The 15,820-nt window shown below is 60.7% G+C and carries 14 protein-coding genes and 3 pseudogenes; 9 read left to right on the top strand and 8 right to left on the bottom strand.

The genetic code is table 11. The annotated features are described in order from the left end of the window. Nucleotides 1-26 precede the first annotated feature (26 nt). Complete coding sequence (locus CI41S_RS42085) at nt 27-803, top strand: esterase/lipase family protein (protein WP_139864840.1); 777 nt, start codon at nt 27-29, stop codon at nt 801-803. A gap of 26 nt (nt 804-829) precedes the next feature. Here CI41S_RS42085 and CI41S_RS42080 read toward each other — a convergent pair whose 3' ends face one another. Beyond that, the gene (locus tag CI41S_RS42080) at nt 830-1,750 is read right to left on the bottom strand and encodes a LysR family transcriptional regulator (protein WP_139864839.1); all 921 of its coding nucleotides are present in this window, start codon (nt 1,748-1,750) and stop codon (nt 830-832) included. Between the two features lie 491 nt (nt 1,751-2,241). Here CI41S_RS42080 and CI41S_RS44860 point away from each other — a divergent pair. The 5 genes and pseudogenes from CI41S_RS44860 to CI41S_RS42055 all read left to right on the top strand — a co-directional run. After that, nucleotides 2,242-2,820: pseudogene (locus tag CI41S_RS44860) on the top strand (Dyp-type peroxidase); the annotation flags it as partial. Nucleotides 2,821-2,842: 22 nt separating this feature from the next. Continuing rightward, nucleotides 2,843-3,187, top strand: a pseudogene (locus CI41S_RS42070) (family 1 encapsulin nanocompartment shell protein); the annotation flags it as partial. Continuing rightward, a pseudogene (locus CI41S_RS42065) lies at nt 3,184-4,447 on the top strand (IS1182 family transposase); the annotation flags it as partial. The pseudogenes CI41S_RS42070 and CI41S_RS42065, both read left to right, overlap by 4 nt. A gap of 611 nt (nt 4,448-5,058) precedes the next feature. Beyond that, nucleotides 5,059-6,396, top strand: a complete 1,338-nt coding sequence (locus tag CI41S_RS42060) for a serine hydrolase domain-containing protein (protein WP_139864837.1) — start codon at nt 5,059-5,061, stop codon at nt 6,394-6,396. Between the two features lie 530 nt (nt 6,397-6,926). Then, a complete protein-coding gene (locus CI41S_RS42055) occupies nt 6,927-7,448 on the top strand; it encodes a Cache 3/Cache 2 fusion domain-containing protein (RefSeq protein ID WP_139864836.1) in 522 nt (173 codons plus the stop codon). A gap of 305 nt (nt 7,449-7,753) precedes the next feature. Here the strand turns inward: CI41S_RS42055 and CI41S_RS42050 are convergent, their stop codons facing one another. From CI41S_RS42050 to CI41S_RS42040, 3 genes are all read right to left on the bottom strand, one after another. After that, nucleotides 7,754-8,278 carry a hypothetical protein gene (locus CI41S_RS42050; RefSeq protein WP_139864835.1) on the bottom strand — a complete coding sequence of 175 codons (525 nt, stop codon included), beginning with the start codon at nt 8,276-8,278 and terminating at the stop codon, nt 7,754-7,756. 510 nt (nt 8,279-8,788) lie between these two features. Next, nucleotides 8,789-9,241: a hypothetical protein gene (locus CI41S_RS42045; RefSeq protein ID WP_139864834.1), complete on the bottom strand. Its 453-nt coding sequence runs from the start codon at nt 9,239-9,241 to the stop codon at nt 8,789-8,791. A 283-nt stretch (nt 9,242-9,524) separates the two neighbouring features. Further along, a complete protein-coding gene (locus CI41S_RS42040; RefSeq protein WP_139864833.1) occupies nt 9,525-9,728 on the bottom strand; it encodes a LuxR C-terminal-related transcriptional regulator in 204 nt (67 codons plus the stop codon). A gap of 362 nt (nt 9,729-10,090) precedes the next feature. Between CI41S_RS42040 and CI41S_RS42035 the strand changes: the two genes are divergently transcribed. Beyond that, a complete protein-coding gene (locus CI41S_RS42035; protein ID WP_139864832.1) occupies nt 10,091-10,276 on the top strand; it encodes a hypothetical protein in 186 nt (61 codons plus the stop codon). Nucleotides 10,277-10,946: 670 nt separating this feature from the next. On the opposite strand, the gene CI41S_RS42025 is transcribed toward CI41S_RS42035, so the two are convergent. Further along, nucleotides 10,947-11,699, bottom strand: a complete 753-nt coding sequence (locus tag CI41S_RS42025; protein WP_139864831.1) for an outer membrane protein — start codon at nt 11,697-11,699, stop codon at nt 10,947-10,949. A gap of 491 nt (nt 11,700-12,190) precedes the next feature. Here CI41S_RS42025 and CI41S_RS44850 point away from each other — a divergent pair, with 491 nt between their 5' ends. Together CI41S_RS44850 and CI41S_RS44070 are read left to right on the top strand one after the other, a co-directional pair. Next, nucleotides 12,191-12,442 carry a hypothetical protein gene (locus tag CI41S_RS44850; RefSeq protein ID WP_139864830.1) on the top strand — a complete coding sequence of 84 codons (252 nt, stop codon included), beginning with the start codon at nt 12,191-12,193 and terminating at the stop codon, nt 12,440-12,442. A gap of 419 nt (nt 12,443-12,861) precedes the next feature. After that, complete coding sequence (locus tag CI41S_RS44070) at nt 12,862-13,182, top strand: hypothetical protein (protein WP_175607173.1); 321 nt, start codon at nt 12,862-12,864, stop codon at nt 13,180-13,182. 19 nt (nt 13,183-13,201) lie between these two features. On the opposite strand, the gene tnpC is transcribed toward CI41S_RS44070, so the two are convergent. The 3 genes from tnpC to CI41S_RS41995 form a co-directional block, all read right to left on the bottom strand. Then, complete coding sequence (gene tnpC / locus CI41S_RS42005; RefSeq protein ID WP_139864829.1) at nt 13,202-14,791, bottom strand: IS66 family transposase; 1,590 nt, start codon at nt 14,789-14,791, stop codon at nt 13,202-13,204. Between the two features lie 69 nt (nt 14,792-14,860). Next, nucleotides 14,861-15,214 (bottom strand): IS66 family insertion sequence element accessory protein TnpB, encoded by a 354-nt coding sequence (gene tnpB / locus CI41S_RS42000; RefSeq protein ID WP_139864828.1) that lies wholly within the window; start codon nt 15,212-15,214, stop codon nt 14,861-14,863. After that, on the bottom strand, nt 15,211-15,633 hold the full coding sequence (locus CI41S_RS41995) for a transposase (protein WP_139864827.1): 423 nt from the start codon (nt 15,631-15,633) through the stop codon (nt 15,211-15,213). Before CI41S_RS41995 ends, tnpB begins: the two co-directional genes overlap by 4 nt. Nucleotides 15,634-15,820: the final 187 nt, after the last annotated feature.

The following is a 15,820-nucleotide window of genomic DNA, read 5'->3' as shown; positions in this document are numbered from 1 at the left end:
TTGACCATCAACAACGGACGCTACTCATGGGACGTAACGAGCAGACCGTCGAACCACCCTCGCTCGCGCTGCTTGCCGCGGAAGGGCGCGGCTTTCTCGACATCCCGGCGCTGCTTGCCGTGGCGGCGCCGCTTCTGGCGACCGCCCCGCGGGGGCAACGCCATCCGGTGATGGTTCTGCCCGGGTTGGGCGCCGATGACCGGTCGACCTTGGCCATCCGCTCATTCCTCGAGTTCCTCGGCTATCAGGTTCATGGATGGGGCCGCGGCCGCAATGTGCGCGCGCCGGACGCCGACCTTGCCGCCGTGGTGGCGCGAGTCCTCGAACTCGAAAAGCAGGGCGGCTCGAAGGTCAGCCTGGTCGGCTGGAGCCGCGGCGGCATCATTGCGCGCGAGGTTGCCCGGCAAATCCCCGCGGCGGTGCGGATGGTCATCACGCTCGGCAGTCCTTTCGCGGCGCCGGGGGCGAGCAATGTCCGCGCGATCTGGCGGCTTCTGACCGGCCAGAAATACCAGCCGCCGACGGCCGAGCGGATCAGTCGCCTCGCGCAACCGATTCCCGTGCCGTCGACATCGATCTATACCCGCGCCGATGGCGTGGTGGCGTGGCGCGCCTGCCTGGAGCAGGAGGGTGGGGAGCGCGAAAATGTCGAAGTGAACACGACGCATTTGGGGCTTGGCTTTCATGCGCCCGCGCTGTGGGTGATTGCCGATCGCCTCGCCCAGCCGGCGGGAACCTGGAAGCCGTTTCGTGCGCCTCCGCAGGTCGCAATCTGGTTTCCGACAGCGACGCGCCGCGATTGAGATCGCAAAGGCGCAGCTGCCTGAGGCTACCGCGCAGCGCTTCCCGGCGACCGCATCTCCCCAACCATCATCCGCAGCAGCTGCATCGCAGCGGGCGGCAGCGTGCGTCCCTGACGGGAGACCACGTGGGTGCGGCCACGATGCAGCAGCGCGTTCTTCATCGGGAGCGCCACCACCCTGGAGGCATCAGCCTCCGTCATCGCAAGGCGCGACGCCAGCGCATAGCCAAGTCCGGCGGTCACGTAATGGGCGAGCGCATCGAACGAGGCGGTCGTGAACGCGAAATTGAGGCGGACGCCTTCGCTGATCTCGGCGGCCTGGACATGCTGGCGCAGGCCGAAATTCGGATGCATCGCGGCGCCCGGGTAGGGCGCGAGGTCGGCGAGCCTAAGCGGCCGGCCGAGCTGGGTCAGCGGGTGCCCGCGTGGCACCACGGCCTTGATCGGGTGCGGCTGCGAATGATGCGAGCGCAGCCGATCGTCGCGAGGCGGATTGAACAGGACGCCGATATGCGCGGGTTCTCCCACGACCTGCTGGACGATCTCGTCGGTACTGCCGATGTCGAGGCTGATCGTGATCTTCGGGTGGGTTTGCATGAAGCGGCACAGGCTGCTCTTGGCCAGCCAGTCGACATAACCTTCGCCCGTCACGAGATCGATATGACCCGACTCGACTTTGCGGATACTGTCCATCTGCGCCAGCAGCGCCTGTCGTTCGCCCTGCTGGCGCTGCAGGTAGGCGGCCAGCAATTGGCCGGCGTCGGTCGGCGCTACGCCGCGGCCCCGTCGTTCAAGCAGGCGCGCGCCACATTCCTTCTCGAGCAGGCCGAGCGCCCGGCTGACCGCAGAGGCGTCCATGCCGAGCGCGCCGGCGGCGCCGCGCACGGAGCCGCTATTGAGCACCTCCATGAAATAGTGCAGTCGGCGCGGCTCCAGCTTCGCATTCATCGGCATGGTCCTGATCGTTGCAAATCGCGCAACGAATATTCAATGGCATGGCCATTTATGCAAGTGCGTGAATGTGGGCGCGCGACAACGGATCAGTGTCGGAAATCGGATCCGCGATCCGGGATTGGCCGGCTCGCTCGCGCCCGCAGGTTTCGGCGAACTTCAACGCGATCCTGCCGTGGCGGACCGTTGAGCCTTGGCGGTTTGGCCGCTTCTCTTTCAGCCTGAGGTTCATGCGCTCGATTGTGCTAGGATACGCGCGCCAGTGCAATCTCGAGCTCCGTCAAGACCCCGACCTCCTTGTGTCAGCCGAGCCTGAGCAGTGCTTGTCGGGTGGGAGACCGCATCAACACCAGCGACATCGAATCGACGCGGCCTTGCGGCTCGGCCCATTCCCTTTCCATGCGCGATTGCTCCCGGAGCTCGACAGGCACATGACGCGAAATCACCTGCGGCTCGTCGAGATGAGTTGGCGAATGCGCAACGCAATAGAGGACCCTGCATTCGCCGGCGGAAGCTACGTCATCACCCAAAAGTATCTACACGATCTGCAGCGGTGGAATGCGATATCCACCTTGGAGCAGGAAGATATCATCGGTCGTCACAAACTGTCGGACATCGAGCAGGACGATGCGGCCAAGGCGCCCTATGCACATAATCTTCTGACGATGATCGTCGAAGACGGTGAGCAGCTTGAGATCGTGCGCGACAACATGCCTTTCGGTGAGATCGGCAAGGGTGAATTTGGCACCTATTTCATAGGCTACGCTCGCTCGCCTCACCGGATCGAGCAGATGCTCGAGAACATGTTTGTTGGTCGGCCGCCCGGCAACTACGACCGGCTGCCGGATGTCAGCCGCGCCGTTACGGGTTCGCTGTTCTGCGTACCGTCAGCGACATTTCTTGACGACGTTTCGCCTGAAGACGATGGCGCCACGGCATCCAGCGGGGAAGCGCCGGTCGACGGTAAGCGGCGGGGCACAAGCTCGCCAGATACCGCTCGTAAACGTCCGCCCGTCAACGACGGCTCGCTTGGAATTGAATCTTTGAACAAGGCGAACCATGAATAATCTCCACCGCTAACTCGCTCCCATATCTGACGCGGCCTGGGCTCAAATCGAGGAGGAAGCTTTCCGTACGCTGAAGCGACACTTTGCCGGCCGGCGTGTGGTCGACGTCCCCGAAGCTAAGGGGAGTGGCTTCTCGGCGGTGGGCACTGGCCATGTCAAACAACTCCCGGCTCCAGGCGAAGGCATGACGGCTCAACAGCGTGCGGTCAAGGCGCTCGTCGAACTGCGCGTTCCATTTCAACTCTCGCGTCAGCAGATCGATGATGTTGAGCGTGGCGCCCTGGACGCCGACTGGACACCGGTCAAGGATGCTGCCCGCAGAATCGCATTTGCTGAGGACCGTGCGATTTTCGATGGGTACGCAGCTATCACCCCAGCACTATGCTCAAGCTCTACATCTACGGCTATCTCAATCGGATTCCGTCGAGCCGTCGCCTGGAGCGGGAATGCACAGCGCAATATCGAGATGCTCTGGTTGACCGGGCAGTTGGCGCCGGACTTCAAGACCATCGCGGACTTCCGCAAGGACAACGGCAATGCCATTCGTGAGGTCTGTCGCGAGTTCGTGGCGTTGTGCCGCAAGCTTGAGCTGTTCGGTGCCGCGAGCGTCGCCATCGATGGATCAAAGTTCAAGGCTGTCAATGCACGGGACAAGAACTTCACCGAGGCCAAGATGAAGCGGCGTTTTGAGCGGATCGATGAGAGCATCGCCCGCTATCTCTCGCAGCTTGAAACCGCCGATCGGCATGGCGACGCGGTGCCGGAGGCAAAGGTTGAGCGGTTGAAGGGCAAGATCAAGAAGCTCAAGGAAGAGATCGTCCGACTCAACGCGATCAACGCGGAGATGATGAAGAGCGAGGACAAGCAGATCTCACTGTCCGATCCTGACGCACGCTCGATGGCGACAAGTGGCAAGGACACCGGCATCGTTGGCTACAACGTGCAGATTGCCGTTGATACGCAGCATCATCTTATCGTGGCTCACGATGTGACCAACGCGGGCACCGATCGCCACCAGCTCGGCAACATGGCCGGGCAGGCTCGTGCCGAGATGGTTGCCGAGACGCTCGAGGTCGTTGCGGATCGCGGCTACTACGACGGCGAAGAGCTCCGTGCCTGTGAAGAAGCCCGCATCACGGTTACATTGCCGAAACCGCTGACCTCAGGTGCGAAAGCCGCAGGTCGTTTTGGCAAGCAGGACTTCGTCTATGTTGCGGCCGAGGACATCTATCGCTGCCCTGCCGGCGAACGGCTGACCTACCGCTTCACCGGCGAAGAGGATGGTAAGATGCTGCGCCGTTACTGGACGGTGGCTTGCCAAAGCTGTGCGCTCAAAGCTCAGTGCACCACTGGCCCCGAGCGGCGCATCGCGCGTTGGGAGCACGAGGCCGTGCTGGAGAAGGTTCAGCGGCGGCTCGACCAAGACCCCAACAAGATGACCTTACGCCGTCAAACGGCCGAGCATCCGTTCGGAACCATAAAGGCCTGGATGGGGGCGACGCACTTCCTGATGCAAAGACGACACAAGGTTGCGACCGAAATGGCGTTGAATGTGCTCGCCTACAATATGAAACGGGTCATAGCGATTCTGGGATGCGCAACCCTGCTGAAGGCGATGCGGACGTAAGGGATATTGTACCGACGCCTCAGCCTCTAGAACCTTCTGGTTGCTCATTGGCAGCCCAAATCGAGCAGCCAAACCGATGCCGGGCGTCCGCCCTGCCAATTGACAAAAGGGTTCTCACACAGCCTGGGCCCTTATCCGACCGTTTCTTAGAATAACCGCGATGTCGGCTGCTGGGAGCGAAGCCGACCAAGGTCGGACGGGGCGTCATGGTCGGCTTTTGACCCGACTCGGACATCGCAGGTAGCGCTGACTGCCAGCACCAACACGTTTGGCAGTCAACCGAAGGGCGGCGCTGAGAAGGTTCGACCGGTTCATCTGCATAGCCGCAACACGACGGCTACTTCCACACCAGAGTAAATCATTCTAAACTAACGAGAACCTGCGACGTCGCTCCAAACTTGTCGTCTTTTTTACCGCAAGAGTAGCAAAGTCGCCACCATCAGGAGGGCAGGCAGCGGCCGGTCTGTGTTGATCTATGTCAAGCCGGAGGCCCCCAGCTCGGAGCCTTTCCGGAGCGATCTCAGCTGTTGAGCGCGAAAAGCGGCAGCAGGCTCGTTCGCAACCAAAAAAACGGCGGCTCGACACAGAGAGGCCGTTGTAGCGAGGCTTCCATGGATAGCACATCCTCGTCACGCGGTACCTCGACCCATTTTGAAAGTCTGACGCGAGCCGGCCAACAAATCAAGGCGGCGGCAAGATGGGCGGCGTTCGCGCTCGTCGCCGCGCTCGTTGCTGCTAGTTTGAACGCCGCGTTTGGAGATACGCCGGCCGCACGAAGCTTTTCGCAACCGGGCCTTCAGCGGATCGGTGACTATCTACGTCATGAGATTGCGATCGGAAAAATTCCGGGCGCGATCCTGCTGATCCAGCAGCATGGACAGCCCGTCAATTACGAAAAATTCGGCTTGCGCGACGTCGCAACCAAGGAGCCGATGACGGACGACACCATCTTTCGGTTCTATTCTATGTCGAAGCCGATCACGTCAGTTGCCGCGCTGATGCTGGTCGACGACGGCAAGCTGTCGCTCGATGACCCCCTGTCCAAATACATTCCGGACTTTGCCGACGTAGAGGTCGGCGTGGAAAAGCCCGACGAGACCGGAAAGCCAGTGTTTGCGCTGGAACCGCTCAAGCGCCCGATCACCATACTCGATCTGATGCGACAGACTTCCGGTATCACTTACGGGTTTTACGGCGACGGCCCTGTGCAAAAACTCTACCGGCAGGCCGACCTTTACGGCGGCGATTTTGACAACGCCGAGTTCGCTGCGCGCCTGGCGAACCTGCCGCTCGCCGAGCAGCCGGGCACGACGTGGACCTATAGTCATTCCGTCGATGTGCTCGGGAGAGTGATCGAGGTGGTTTCGGGACAATCGCTGTTTCAGTTCGAGAAGGAGCGGCTGCTGGATCCCCTTGGCATGAGCCATACCGCGTTTTTTGTCGCGGACGAGGCGAAGCGCCCGCTGGTTGCCCAGTTCCTGCTGGATGATCTGATAGACCCGCCCATCGCCGGAATCCGGGACCCCATGGTGCATAGGCGCTGGGAATCCGGTGGCGCCGGGATGGTAGGGACGATCGGCGACTACGCGCGCTTTCTGCAGATGCTCCTGAATGGCGGCACGCTTGACGGACGACGCTATCTGAAGCCGGAGACGGTGGCCCTGATGACGTCGGACCAAATCGGTCCCGGGAGCGGCATCGCACCCGCCAATATCTATTTTCTTGCAGTCCACGCCGGGTTCGGATTGGGCGTTGCCGTGCTCACATCGCCGCAGCCGAAGAGGCCGTGGCCGCCAAGCGTATATGGATGGGATGGCGTGGCCGGCACCTTTTTCTTTGTTGACCCGAACGACGATCTGTTCGTGCTCTGCATGATGCAGTCACCGTCGCACCGCGGGCGGATCGAGACGGAGTTGGCGCCGCTGATTTTCGATGCGATGGTGAGGTAGGCCCGCGTCCCTCCTTGGCCGCGCCGACGAGGTGACCGAATAGGCTTTCCTTTGCATTCATGAGCCCGCAAGTGGCCCATCTCGACCAATGCGCCCGACCACCTACCGGTCCGCTCCGAGATGTAGACCGGACCTTACTGAGATCGGGCCAAACCGTCGAGTTTGACCCAACTGCGACATAGATGCCGAGGCCAAGCCCAAGGCGGCTCGCTGAACGACCTTCTTACAGGCAGAAGTGCTGTCCAAATTTGGAGTGGGCCGCATCGTTATTCAGCGATATGCTGCCCTACGCGCGGGATATAGTCCGCGCGCGGTACTGGTTGACGAAAATCTAGAGACGTACATTCGATTGATCCAAGGACCTGGCCCATGAGCATGCCGGACTTGGTCGAGACGCGTACCGGCACGCGCCTATCAGCGCGAGGTCATCGAGTGTCGTTAAACCCAAACCGTCGCAACATGATCTTCCGCGTCGTCGCCGAAAGTACGGAGACGACCGTTGCAGGCGTTTTTCATTTGGAGGAAGGCTCATGAACCTCAAGCAAATTGCAAATAGCATCTGGGCAATCGCGTGCCTCATCGGGGCCATGATGTTTCTGCCGGACGTTGGCCAGGCTCAGGATGCGAAGGTAAAGGCCGCGATGGAGCTCCTGGAGTCGACGACGAATAAACTAGGTCCGCCTAAGATCGAAGGGACAGAGGCTGTCGGCGGCAAGGCGGCGCCTGCCATCTATTTTGGTTCAACCAAGATGAACAACAATTTCGAGGTCGTTGATGACGTCGTAAAGCAGGCTCAGGGGACGGCCACGATCTTCGTGAAGAGTGGTGACGAGTACATCCGCGTCGCCACCAACGTGAAGAAGGATGATGGCTCGCGAGCGATTGGAACAGTTCTGGATCCGAAAGGCAAAGCCATCGAGTCCATCAGGAAAGGCGAAGCGTTCTATGGGGAAGTAGACATCCTCGGCAAACCCTACATCACAGGGTACAAGCCGATACGGGATTCCTCGAAAAACGTGATTGGAATCTACTATGTAGGTTATTTGAAGTAGCCCGTTCGTCTGACCCCGTCGGAGTTGGCGCCAAGCATCGAGAGTAGCTCAGGGCAATACGTGACGCCGCTATGCCCTTACGGGCAGCGACGCAACTGCGGCCCGCAACGAGAAGCATCCCGACCCTCTCACGCGGGCCGTGGTTCACGGGCGGATGGTTGCGGTTGATGGGATGGCCGCTCTGGCCCTTAGCCGACCGTTGCTCGAAAAGCAGCTTTGTCCGGTGTTGGGTGGGAAGCCGACTAGGGTTCAGCGGCCCGCCGTGGTCGGCCTTTGACCCATAGCGGCGGTGTGTCAATTTTCTTTCATGACTTGTTGAAGGCGACCGTCTTGTTCCTGAGGGTGCGGTCAGGTGCCATTTGGCCGGCACTGGAAGAGCAGTCCCTCAGCTTCGCCAGCGCGTCGGTGACCGTCCGGCCCAATTGTTCAATCGCTTGATCAGTGAGGATCGATCTGGCGCTTCCGAGCCGATCGACGCTGACATTCAAGTCCGTCAGCGCGTCCCTCAGTTGCACCATCTTGTGTTGAAGGGCTGGGTGTTCTCCTGCCCTGATCTCCCGAAGGGTATTGCCAAGCGTGCGGACTTCCGCCGTCAGATTTTGCAGGTTCGCCAGCACGTCTTTCGCTGGCAGATCGACCTTCGACAGCGCGGCTTCAGTCATTGTTGCGACGACGTTTTCTGCAAAATGGTTGATGCGCGCAATTGCGACAAGCGCAACAATCGCGGCGACAATCACCAGTATTGCCGTCGCATTGATCAGCGCCAGCAGCAACTGCCCAGGGAGCCTCCACAACCGCGCGGAAATGCCATTGCCGCCGGGCTCAGCCATGGTTGCCTCCGGTCGTTGTCGACAGCACACGCTGCTATTGGGCAGCAAGCCGCATTAGGGCTGCTTTAGCCCGCGCTTGGCTGCCATGGCCCCACGATTGGAGCTACTTCGCAGTGCCGGTTGTTGTGGTGTCTGAGCCACCACCGCGCCGCGTCTCACGTCGCTCGTGACGGCCTGTACGCCGGGTTTCCCGCCGTTCATGGCGGCCGCTGCGCCGTTCCTGACGGCGTTCCATCCCAGCAGTCTGGGCCTCGGCATCAGAAGTCATAATGACCGGAAGCATTGTTCCCGCGCCAAACGCGGCCGCGACCAAGGTGAGAACCTTTCGGCGGGAGACACTATTTTCGCTCATGATCTGAACCTCCTGCACCTGACAAAATTGGAGGACTGCGCCCTTTCACCCTTGATTTAAGTCAAACGATTTGCGCGTCCATCGCATCGGTTGTGATTGAGGTCGGTCACGGTTTCGCGCGATGACGCAGCCGTAATCCATCGCCATCATCTAGCTGGTCACCAGACATAGCTGTCAAACCAACCAAACCGCGGCCGCCGCTCCGCAAAGAGTGCGTAATATGGCGGTGTGTGTCTCCTTGCATGTGCGTACTTATGGGACGGCTTGGCTGCTTTCGATTTGGGGACTGACACCTTTGGCCGTTCGATACCGGATGGCTGCATCTGGGCGAAGGCCGCTCGATTTCCCGGCGACGCCTCGGCAATCTCGACTGGGACTGGGGCTTGGGCTAGATCAGGATCATCCTGCGCGACGTGCTCGGGAACGATGATCGGCCGGCTCGTATCGTACACGACGAGGTCGGGCAGCTTCTCCATCGAATGGATGCGAATGGCCGGGCGAACAGAGTTGGATCGCTCTGCCACCGGCGAATTCGGCAGATAGGCACCCAAGAGAAAGAGGAGCGCGAGCAGCGCTCCGCCGACATGCAGGAAATATCGCGCCAGTGGCATGGATCGCTCCATTGGCCATTGTGCACATTGCCAGGCTTCATGACCGAGGGGGCCACCTGAAGCGTGGCTCATGGCACCGCGTCAAGCGGCGATGGGCCGCAAGATCGCTCCGAGATGCCCATGGTCGGTACCAATTTCATATTCGATAACTTCAGCACCGTTGACATGGATCAAGTGTTCTCATGGTCGAAGCGAAGAAGCGAACCCACGGATGGAGTTCGAACGTAAGGATGCCGAAGCGGGACGTCACTCGCCGTCGATGCGTCCAAGTGAGGTCGATAATCTAAGGTTTGGGCCAGCGGGCATGCTGGCTCGCCCACGATGCAAGGTCGGCTTCCGATTGAATTTGCAACTTCTCGATCAACCGTTTGCGCTGGCCACAGACTTGCAGCGGAGTACCGCCGATCTGCACGGCGATTTCACGGTCGGTCTTGTGCTGGGCCATTCTTCGCAAGAGCAGCTTTTCGCGGGGCGTCAGAATCAACATCGTCGCTTCCCTGCTCCATCCCCCAACAACTTTATGGAATCCTTCTGCTGACCGAAAGTGACAAATCGGTCAGAACCGCTGTCTCGATGACATGCAGTTTGTGCCAATCGGCACGGCGGTTGCAAATTTGCTGGCAGGATTACCGCCGCGGGTGCATACTTCTCGCAAGGGAAGTTGTCATGCGTATGCCGGGGGCCAACCTTGGGTACCGGTTGCACGGGACTTCCGGCATCAGTCCGGTCGCCCCCAAGCGCGGTCTTGTACCTTCAGCCAGCACACAAGCACAGGTTAGCGGCCGCTCACCGCGCGCGTCCGGCACGAAGCATAGCAGACAGCCCGTATCTCGTGAGCGGGTGCTTGACGTGCTCAACAAACCCGCGGCGGCATTCGGAATTCCGCGGAAGTATCCGGTTGAACTCCGGTTGAAGGCAGCCAAGCGCTGGTTTCTCGCGGCACTCGACCGCGAAGCCTTCTTTAGGGCGGTCGCGGTGGGCGGCGGGTTTCTTTCAGCCGCGCTCATGGCGTACGTCGTATTAGCGGATCGCTGATTTTTGGAGTGGAGCATGGAGTAACTAACGCTCGAGATTGGACATGACGCAGAGACTTGTCAGAAATACTGCAGTTGCGCTCTCGACGTTCGCTTGTGCGACACTGCTCTCCATCACCTGGTCTGAGCAAGGTGGCATTTCGGCGTCAGTCGAAAGTGCCCAGGCGCGCGTGGGCCGACCGCTGACACTCATGGGCGTTGCGGGAGTTGCCCGTCGTCACACGCGGCGCGCCGTGTACGGATATGGGTACGGGCATCGGCACTATGGTTATGGCGCGGGAATCGCCGCAACCGCAGCAGTCGCCACGGCCGCCGCTGCCGCGCCGGCCTATTCCGGATGGGGCACAGGCGATTGGGCAATGCCTATGCCGCCCAGACTGATCCTCACTTCGGCCAACCTTACCACCCGACACGGGCCTATCATGGGATCAGCCCGTACTACGGCTATGCCGGATGGACGGAATACAAGGCAGCTAATGGCATCGGCTGCGAACCCGGTACGATGACGAAGATGGCTGACGGCCACATGTACGTCTGCCAGTGACGTCGGCACAACGGCACGGCAAGCGGGCGGCTCCCTGAGCCGCCCTCTTGATCTTCTGATCATCGAATTGACAGAAAAAGCCCCGGACGACGCCGGGGCTTCGAGTTTGCTGAAGATCACCAGTTGGTCAGTAACGCGCCGTAACCGGCGCGGCGTATCCACCAAAGCGGTAGTTGAAGCGCACCGTGACCATGTCCACGTCCTGGCTGATACGGTCGTTGAGTACGGCCGCAAGGCGCGGATCGGCCACGGAGAAGGAGTTATTGGCGTGTCCCATCCACAGATGGTCGTATTCAACACCGACCGACCAGTTCGGTGCGAAGCCATACTCCCAGCCGACCCCCAGTGCGCCGCCCCAGCGCGTGTTATCCGCCGAGACCAGGCCGATCCCGGTGGTGTTGTCGAATATCGTGAGGCGATTGCTCGTCACGGCCGCGCCGCCCTTCACGTAGAACAGTGACGCGTTCCATGCCCAACCGAGTTGGGCCGTGAAGAGGCCGATGCCGTCGGTTTTAACCGTGGTTGAAAGCGTCGGATTGAACAGGCTGACGCGCGTGTTGCTGAGGTCGGCCCAATCACCCTGCGCTTCCAATCCGAACACAAACTGATTGGATTGCCAGCGATAGCCAATTTGCCCACCGGCGAGGCCGCCCGACCGATCACGGCAACCGCTTGCGACTGTTCCTGCGAGCGTGACGAAATCCACACAATTGTGGCTTTCACCCCAGCCGCCATTGGCACCAATGTAAAAACCGCTCCAGTTGTAGATCACGGGAAGCGGGGCCGGTGGCGGCGCCTTGACGGCCATATCGGCTGCCGACGCGGAAGTTGCCATGCTGAGCGCAATCAAACCTGCAGTACCCATCAACAGTTTCTTCATCGCATTGTCCCCTTCCGGCGTCGTTGCAATGACTGCCCAGCCGACGGCCGCTAACTGTGTTGCAAAGGTTGTGCTTGCATTCCCATTCCACCTGCCAGCCTAATCGATTTGGAGCCGACGACGTGTGCCAGTACTGCAACAGTTGCGGTTTTTCAGCAAACGTATGCACGCTACTGTGCGCACTATGCACTTTGTGCCGTGCGACCGTTGGCTTGATTGTCCGGGGACCGCCAAAATCGAGCAGCTGATCTCTAGGCGGTTGACCGTGGCGGTGCGTTGACGTGAAGCCTGCTCAAAGTCGTGCAAATAATGTGGCAAGAGCTACGATCGCCACCGCATGCATCGAGTGTCGCGCGAGCGCCCTCTCCATTGGATGGGTCCCAATCAGGCAACGACGTTGATCTACGTCAACATCACCTGTCCTTTGCCACGCACGATAAGTTTGCCGCGCCTGAAGCGGCCCTTCACCTTTCGGTTCGCGGAGGAGCACCATGCATCTTTCGACCAAACCAATGACAGTTGCGGGAATTGTGGCCAGCCTCACGCTGGGATTTGCAGTTGTCACACTCAGTCCAGCACCGGCGAAGGCCGTCATTTACTGCGAGTACGTCGGTTATCCGCACGGTTGCGTGGCGAGGGCCGGCGTCGTGCTCAGGCCTCGTCCGGTGGCGCGCGCTGCTGTCCGTCATAATGCCGGTGGCAATTTGAACGGAGGCGTCAATCGCGTTGGCGTGCGGCGGTAGAGACTGTTCTGCTGGCGGGGTCGGAGACACCGACTTGGTATGTTACGTTCGAGCGCAAGCGCGGTGTTCTGCCCAAGCAGCGGAGCTCCCGCGAGACGAAGACTTTTGCAACCGAAGCAGAGGCCAAGGCGTTCACGCGGGTGTTGCTCGAAGAAGGCTTGGCGATCTTCGCAGGCACAAGCAATCCCCACTTACCCAAACGGCTCATCGCGTCTTCAGATATCCATTCTTGGCTTGAGAATGAACCGGAGTGAGAGCGACGGCAGGGCGTCCGCCGGAAGCTAGACGAGCAGCCCGCCGGGGCGGTGCTTGATCTGGATCAAAGCGTCACCGAGTTCGCCCGGGCCAATAGGCCTTGGTTATCCAATTTTGGCAGATTTTGACTGCAGTTCGGCGATTTCCTTATAGGGGCTGATCGAGTGGCTGAATTGGGCGAGTGGCGCTTGCTTGAGGTGTTCATCGTGGGCTTGGTCGGCGCGATTGCGTTCAGTGAGCTCGGGCGTTTACTCGTCAGACAGCGCCGAGTGGGAAAGGGCACCGATCTAGACGCGCTCGAAACAGCCGTTTTGGGCATGCTGGCCTTGATGATTGGCTTCACTTTCGCCATGGCGTTGTCACGCTTCGATGCTCGGCGCGATGCACTCATGAATGAAGCGAATGCAATCGGCACAACAGTCTTGCGGGCCAGACTGTTGCCGTCTCCCTATAGCCAAGAGGTACTTGGCTTGCTGCGCGAATAGTAAGCGCTCAGCCGGGGCCCTATTGAGGCTGGCTTGACGCCTTGCGGAAGCGCCACGGCATGAGGTCGCCGATTCTGCTATGGGGATGGCCGTCGATAATCGCCTCGAGTGTTTCGGCGATGTAGCCGGCCGGATTGACGTCGTTGAGTTTGCAGGTGGCGACGATCGAGGCCAGTAAGGCCCAGTTTTCCGCTCCGATTTCATGTCCGGCGAAGAGAGCGTTTTTCCTGGTCAAACAGATTGGCCGGATGGCGTTCTCGACTGGGTTGGTGTCGAGCTCGAGACGTCCGTCTTCGAGGAAGCGGGTCAGCCCCTGCCAATGATTGAGGGCATAGCGGATGTCCTCCGCGAGCGTCGAACCGCTGGAGATCATCGACAGCTGTTTCTCAAACCACGACTTCAACGCGGCTACCATGGGCAGCGAGTGCTCTTTGCGCGCGGCCAACCGGATGTCCGGCGATGAGCCGCGTACCATGGCTTCAATGGCGTAAAGCTGTGCGATGTGCCGCACGGCGGCCTCGGCGATCGGCGATTTGCTGTTGCGCACCAATTTCACGAAGCGCCGGCGCAAATGGCTCCAGCAATGCACGAGCGTCCAAGGCCCTTGCGGTCGAACGACTTCGGTCAGCCGGTCATAGCCGTCATAGGCATCGCATTGCAGGAAGCGTCCGCCAAAGCCGTCCAGGAACTGCTGCGCGAAGGCACCGCTGCGACCGGGGGCATATCTGAACAACACGATTGGCGGACTTGGACCGCTGTGGCCGCGATCGTCTGAGGCGATCGCCCAGAAGTAGCCTTTCTTCGTTTGGCCGCGCCCCGGATCGAGTACCGGCGCCTTGGTCTCATCCATGAACAGCCGATCCGCCATGGCCAGGTGGCGACGCATGTGGTCCGCGATGGGTTGAAGATGGAAGCAGGCGCGGCCAGCCCAATTGCCCAGTGTAGCCCGATCAAGCCGGATCCCCTGGCGCGCATAGATCTCGGCCTGACGGTAAAATGGCGTATGATCGCCAAATTTGGAGACGATCACGTGCGCGATGGCCGCTTCGGTCGGCAGCCCGCCGGGCACGACGTGCTCCGGTGCGTACGCCTGCGCGACAGGGCCTGAGCAGCGGCGACAGATGTATTTCGGGCGACGCGTGACCAGCACGCGCCATTGCGCCGGGATCACGTCGAGGCGCTTGCTGACGTCCTCGCCGATCTTCGTCATGGCGCCACAACCGCACGGGCAGAGCGTGCTTGGTGGCTCGATGATCCGTTCCACTCGCGGCAAATGGGCAGGCAAGCAGCCGCGATTGCGATGAGAACCTTGATCCGGATCGCTCCGCGATCGTCCCTGGATGACCTTCTCGGCTCTTTCCTGCGCCGCGTCCAGAATGCCTTGCGCGATCTCCACGTCCTCGAGCGGCAAATGGTACTGATCTGGACGTAGCTTCTCGGATTTCGAGCCGCACTTGTCCCGTCGCAATTCGCCGAGAATGACCTCCAGCCGACGTCGCGCTTCCTCCGACGCCGCCAGTGCCCCCTGATGCTCGCTCAAGGTCGCCTGCGTTTGCGCCAGAAGCGCCTTCAGGCGTTCGTTTTCGTCGCGTAGCGCCGCGATGCTCATGCGCTATTTCGAGCACATCGGCGCCGCGCATGCCATGTTCAAAATTGCTTCCGAGTCATTCTGCCGCAGTTATCCTGCCACCTGCGGGCGCCGCGCTTCCTCCGGCCGGACCAACCTCCAATCCAGCCCCTCGAACAAGGCCGCGAACATCGCCGGCGACATGCGCATCACGCCGTCCGCGATCGTTGGCCAAACGAACTTGCAAACTTCGAGGCGTTTGTGCACCAACACCAGGCCCGTTCGGTCCCAGACCAAAATCTTGATCCGGTCCGCTCGTTTTGATCGGAACACGAAGGCCGCGCCGCTGAACGGATCGAGACCAAGCATCTCCTGCACCTTCGCCGCAAGCCCGTCGTGTCCGCAGCGGAAGTCGATCGGCCGCGTGGCCACGTAAATCTTCAGATCAGCACCGGCCGCGATCATCGTGACGCTCGCACCGCACGGATCACCCGGGATAGCTGGTCAGCATCAATGGCCGTATCCGTCCGCAGCACGACATCGCCGATCGCAATCTCAGGCTTGATCGCCGGAGCCTGATGCTCCTCCAACCCACCTTCCACGACCAGCGGCGCGAATGTCGGCGGGGATGCCTCGCACGGCGGCAACATACCTCGTTGTCGAAGCCGCCGTCGCCAATCGTAGACCTGCCAGCGCGTCGCTCCGTGCTTGCGCGCCACCTCGGATACCTGGGCGCCGGGTAACAGACTCTCGGCGGCGATCCGAGCTCTCTCAGCTTCCGACCGCACACGACGTCCTGACGGCCCTTCAAGGATCTCCAGCCGGCTCACCGACCCCGCCGATGAGCCGCCCAAATGGACGTCCTTTTTGCTGTCCAATCCCATCCCAAACCTCCGTACAAGCCGGAGGCTTCTTCGCATAGCTACCCAGATCCCGAAGCAAGGGTTCCGGCTAAGCGCTTACGGTGAGGCCGGTCGCGTACTGCTTTTTCCTGGGTATTTTGAAGCCGAGATCGCTCCGCCCCAACTCTCGGCAGGCCTCTAGCGGGCACATAGGGGCTGCAGGCCTCGC

Source organism: Bradyrhizobium ivorense, assembly GCF_900696085.1.
Lineage (GTDB): Bacteria > Pseudomonadota > Alphaproteobacteria > Rhizobiales > Xanthobacteraceae > Bradyrhizobium > Bradyrhizobium ivorense.
The sequence above is the reverse complement of the archived record's forward strand: the minus strand, read 5'-3'. Positions and strand labels throughout refer to the sequence as shown.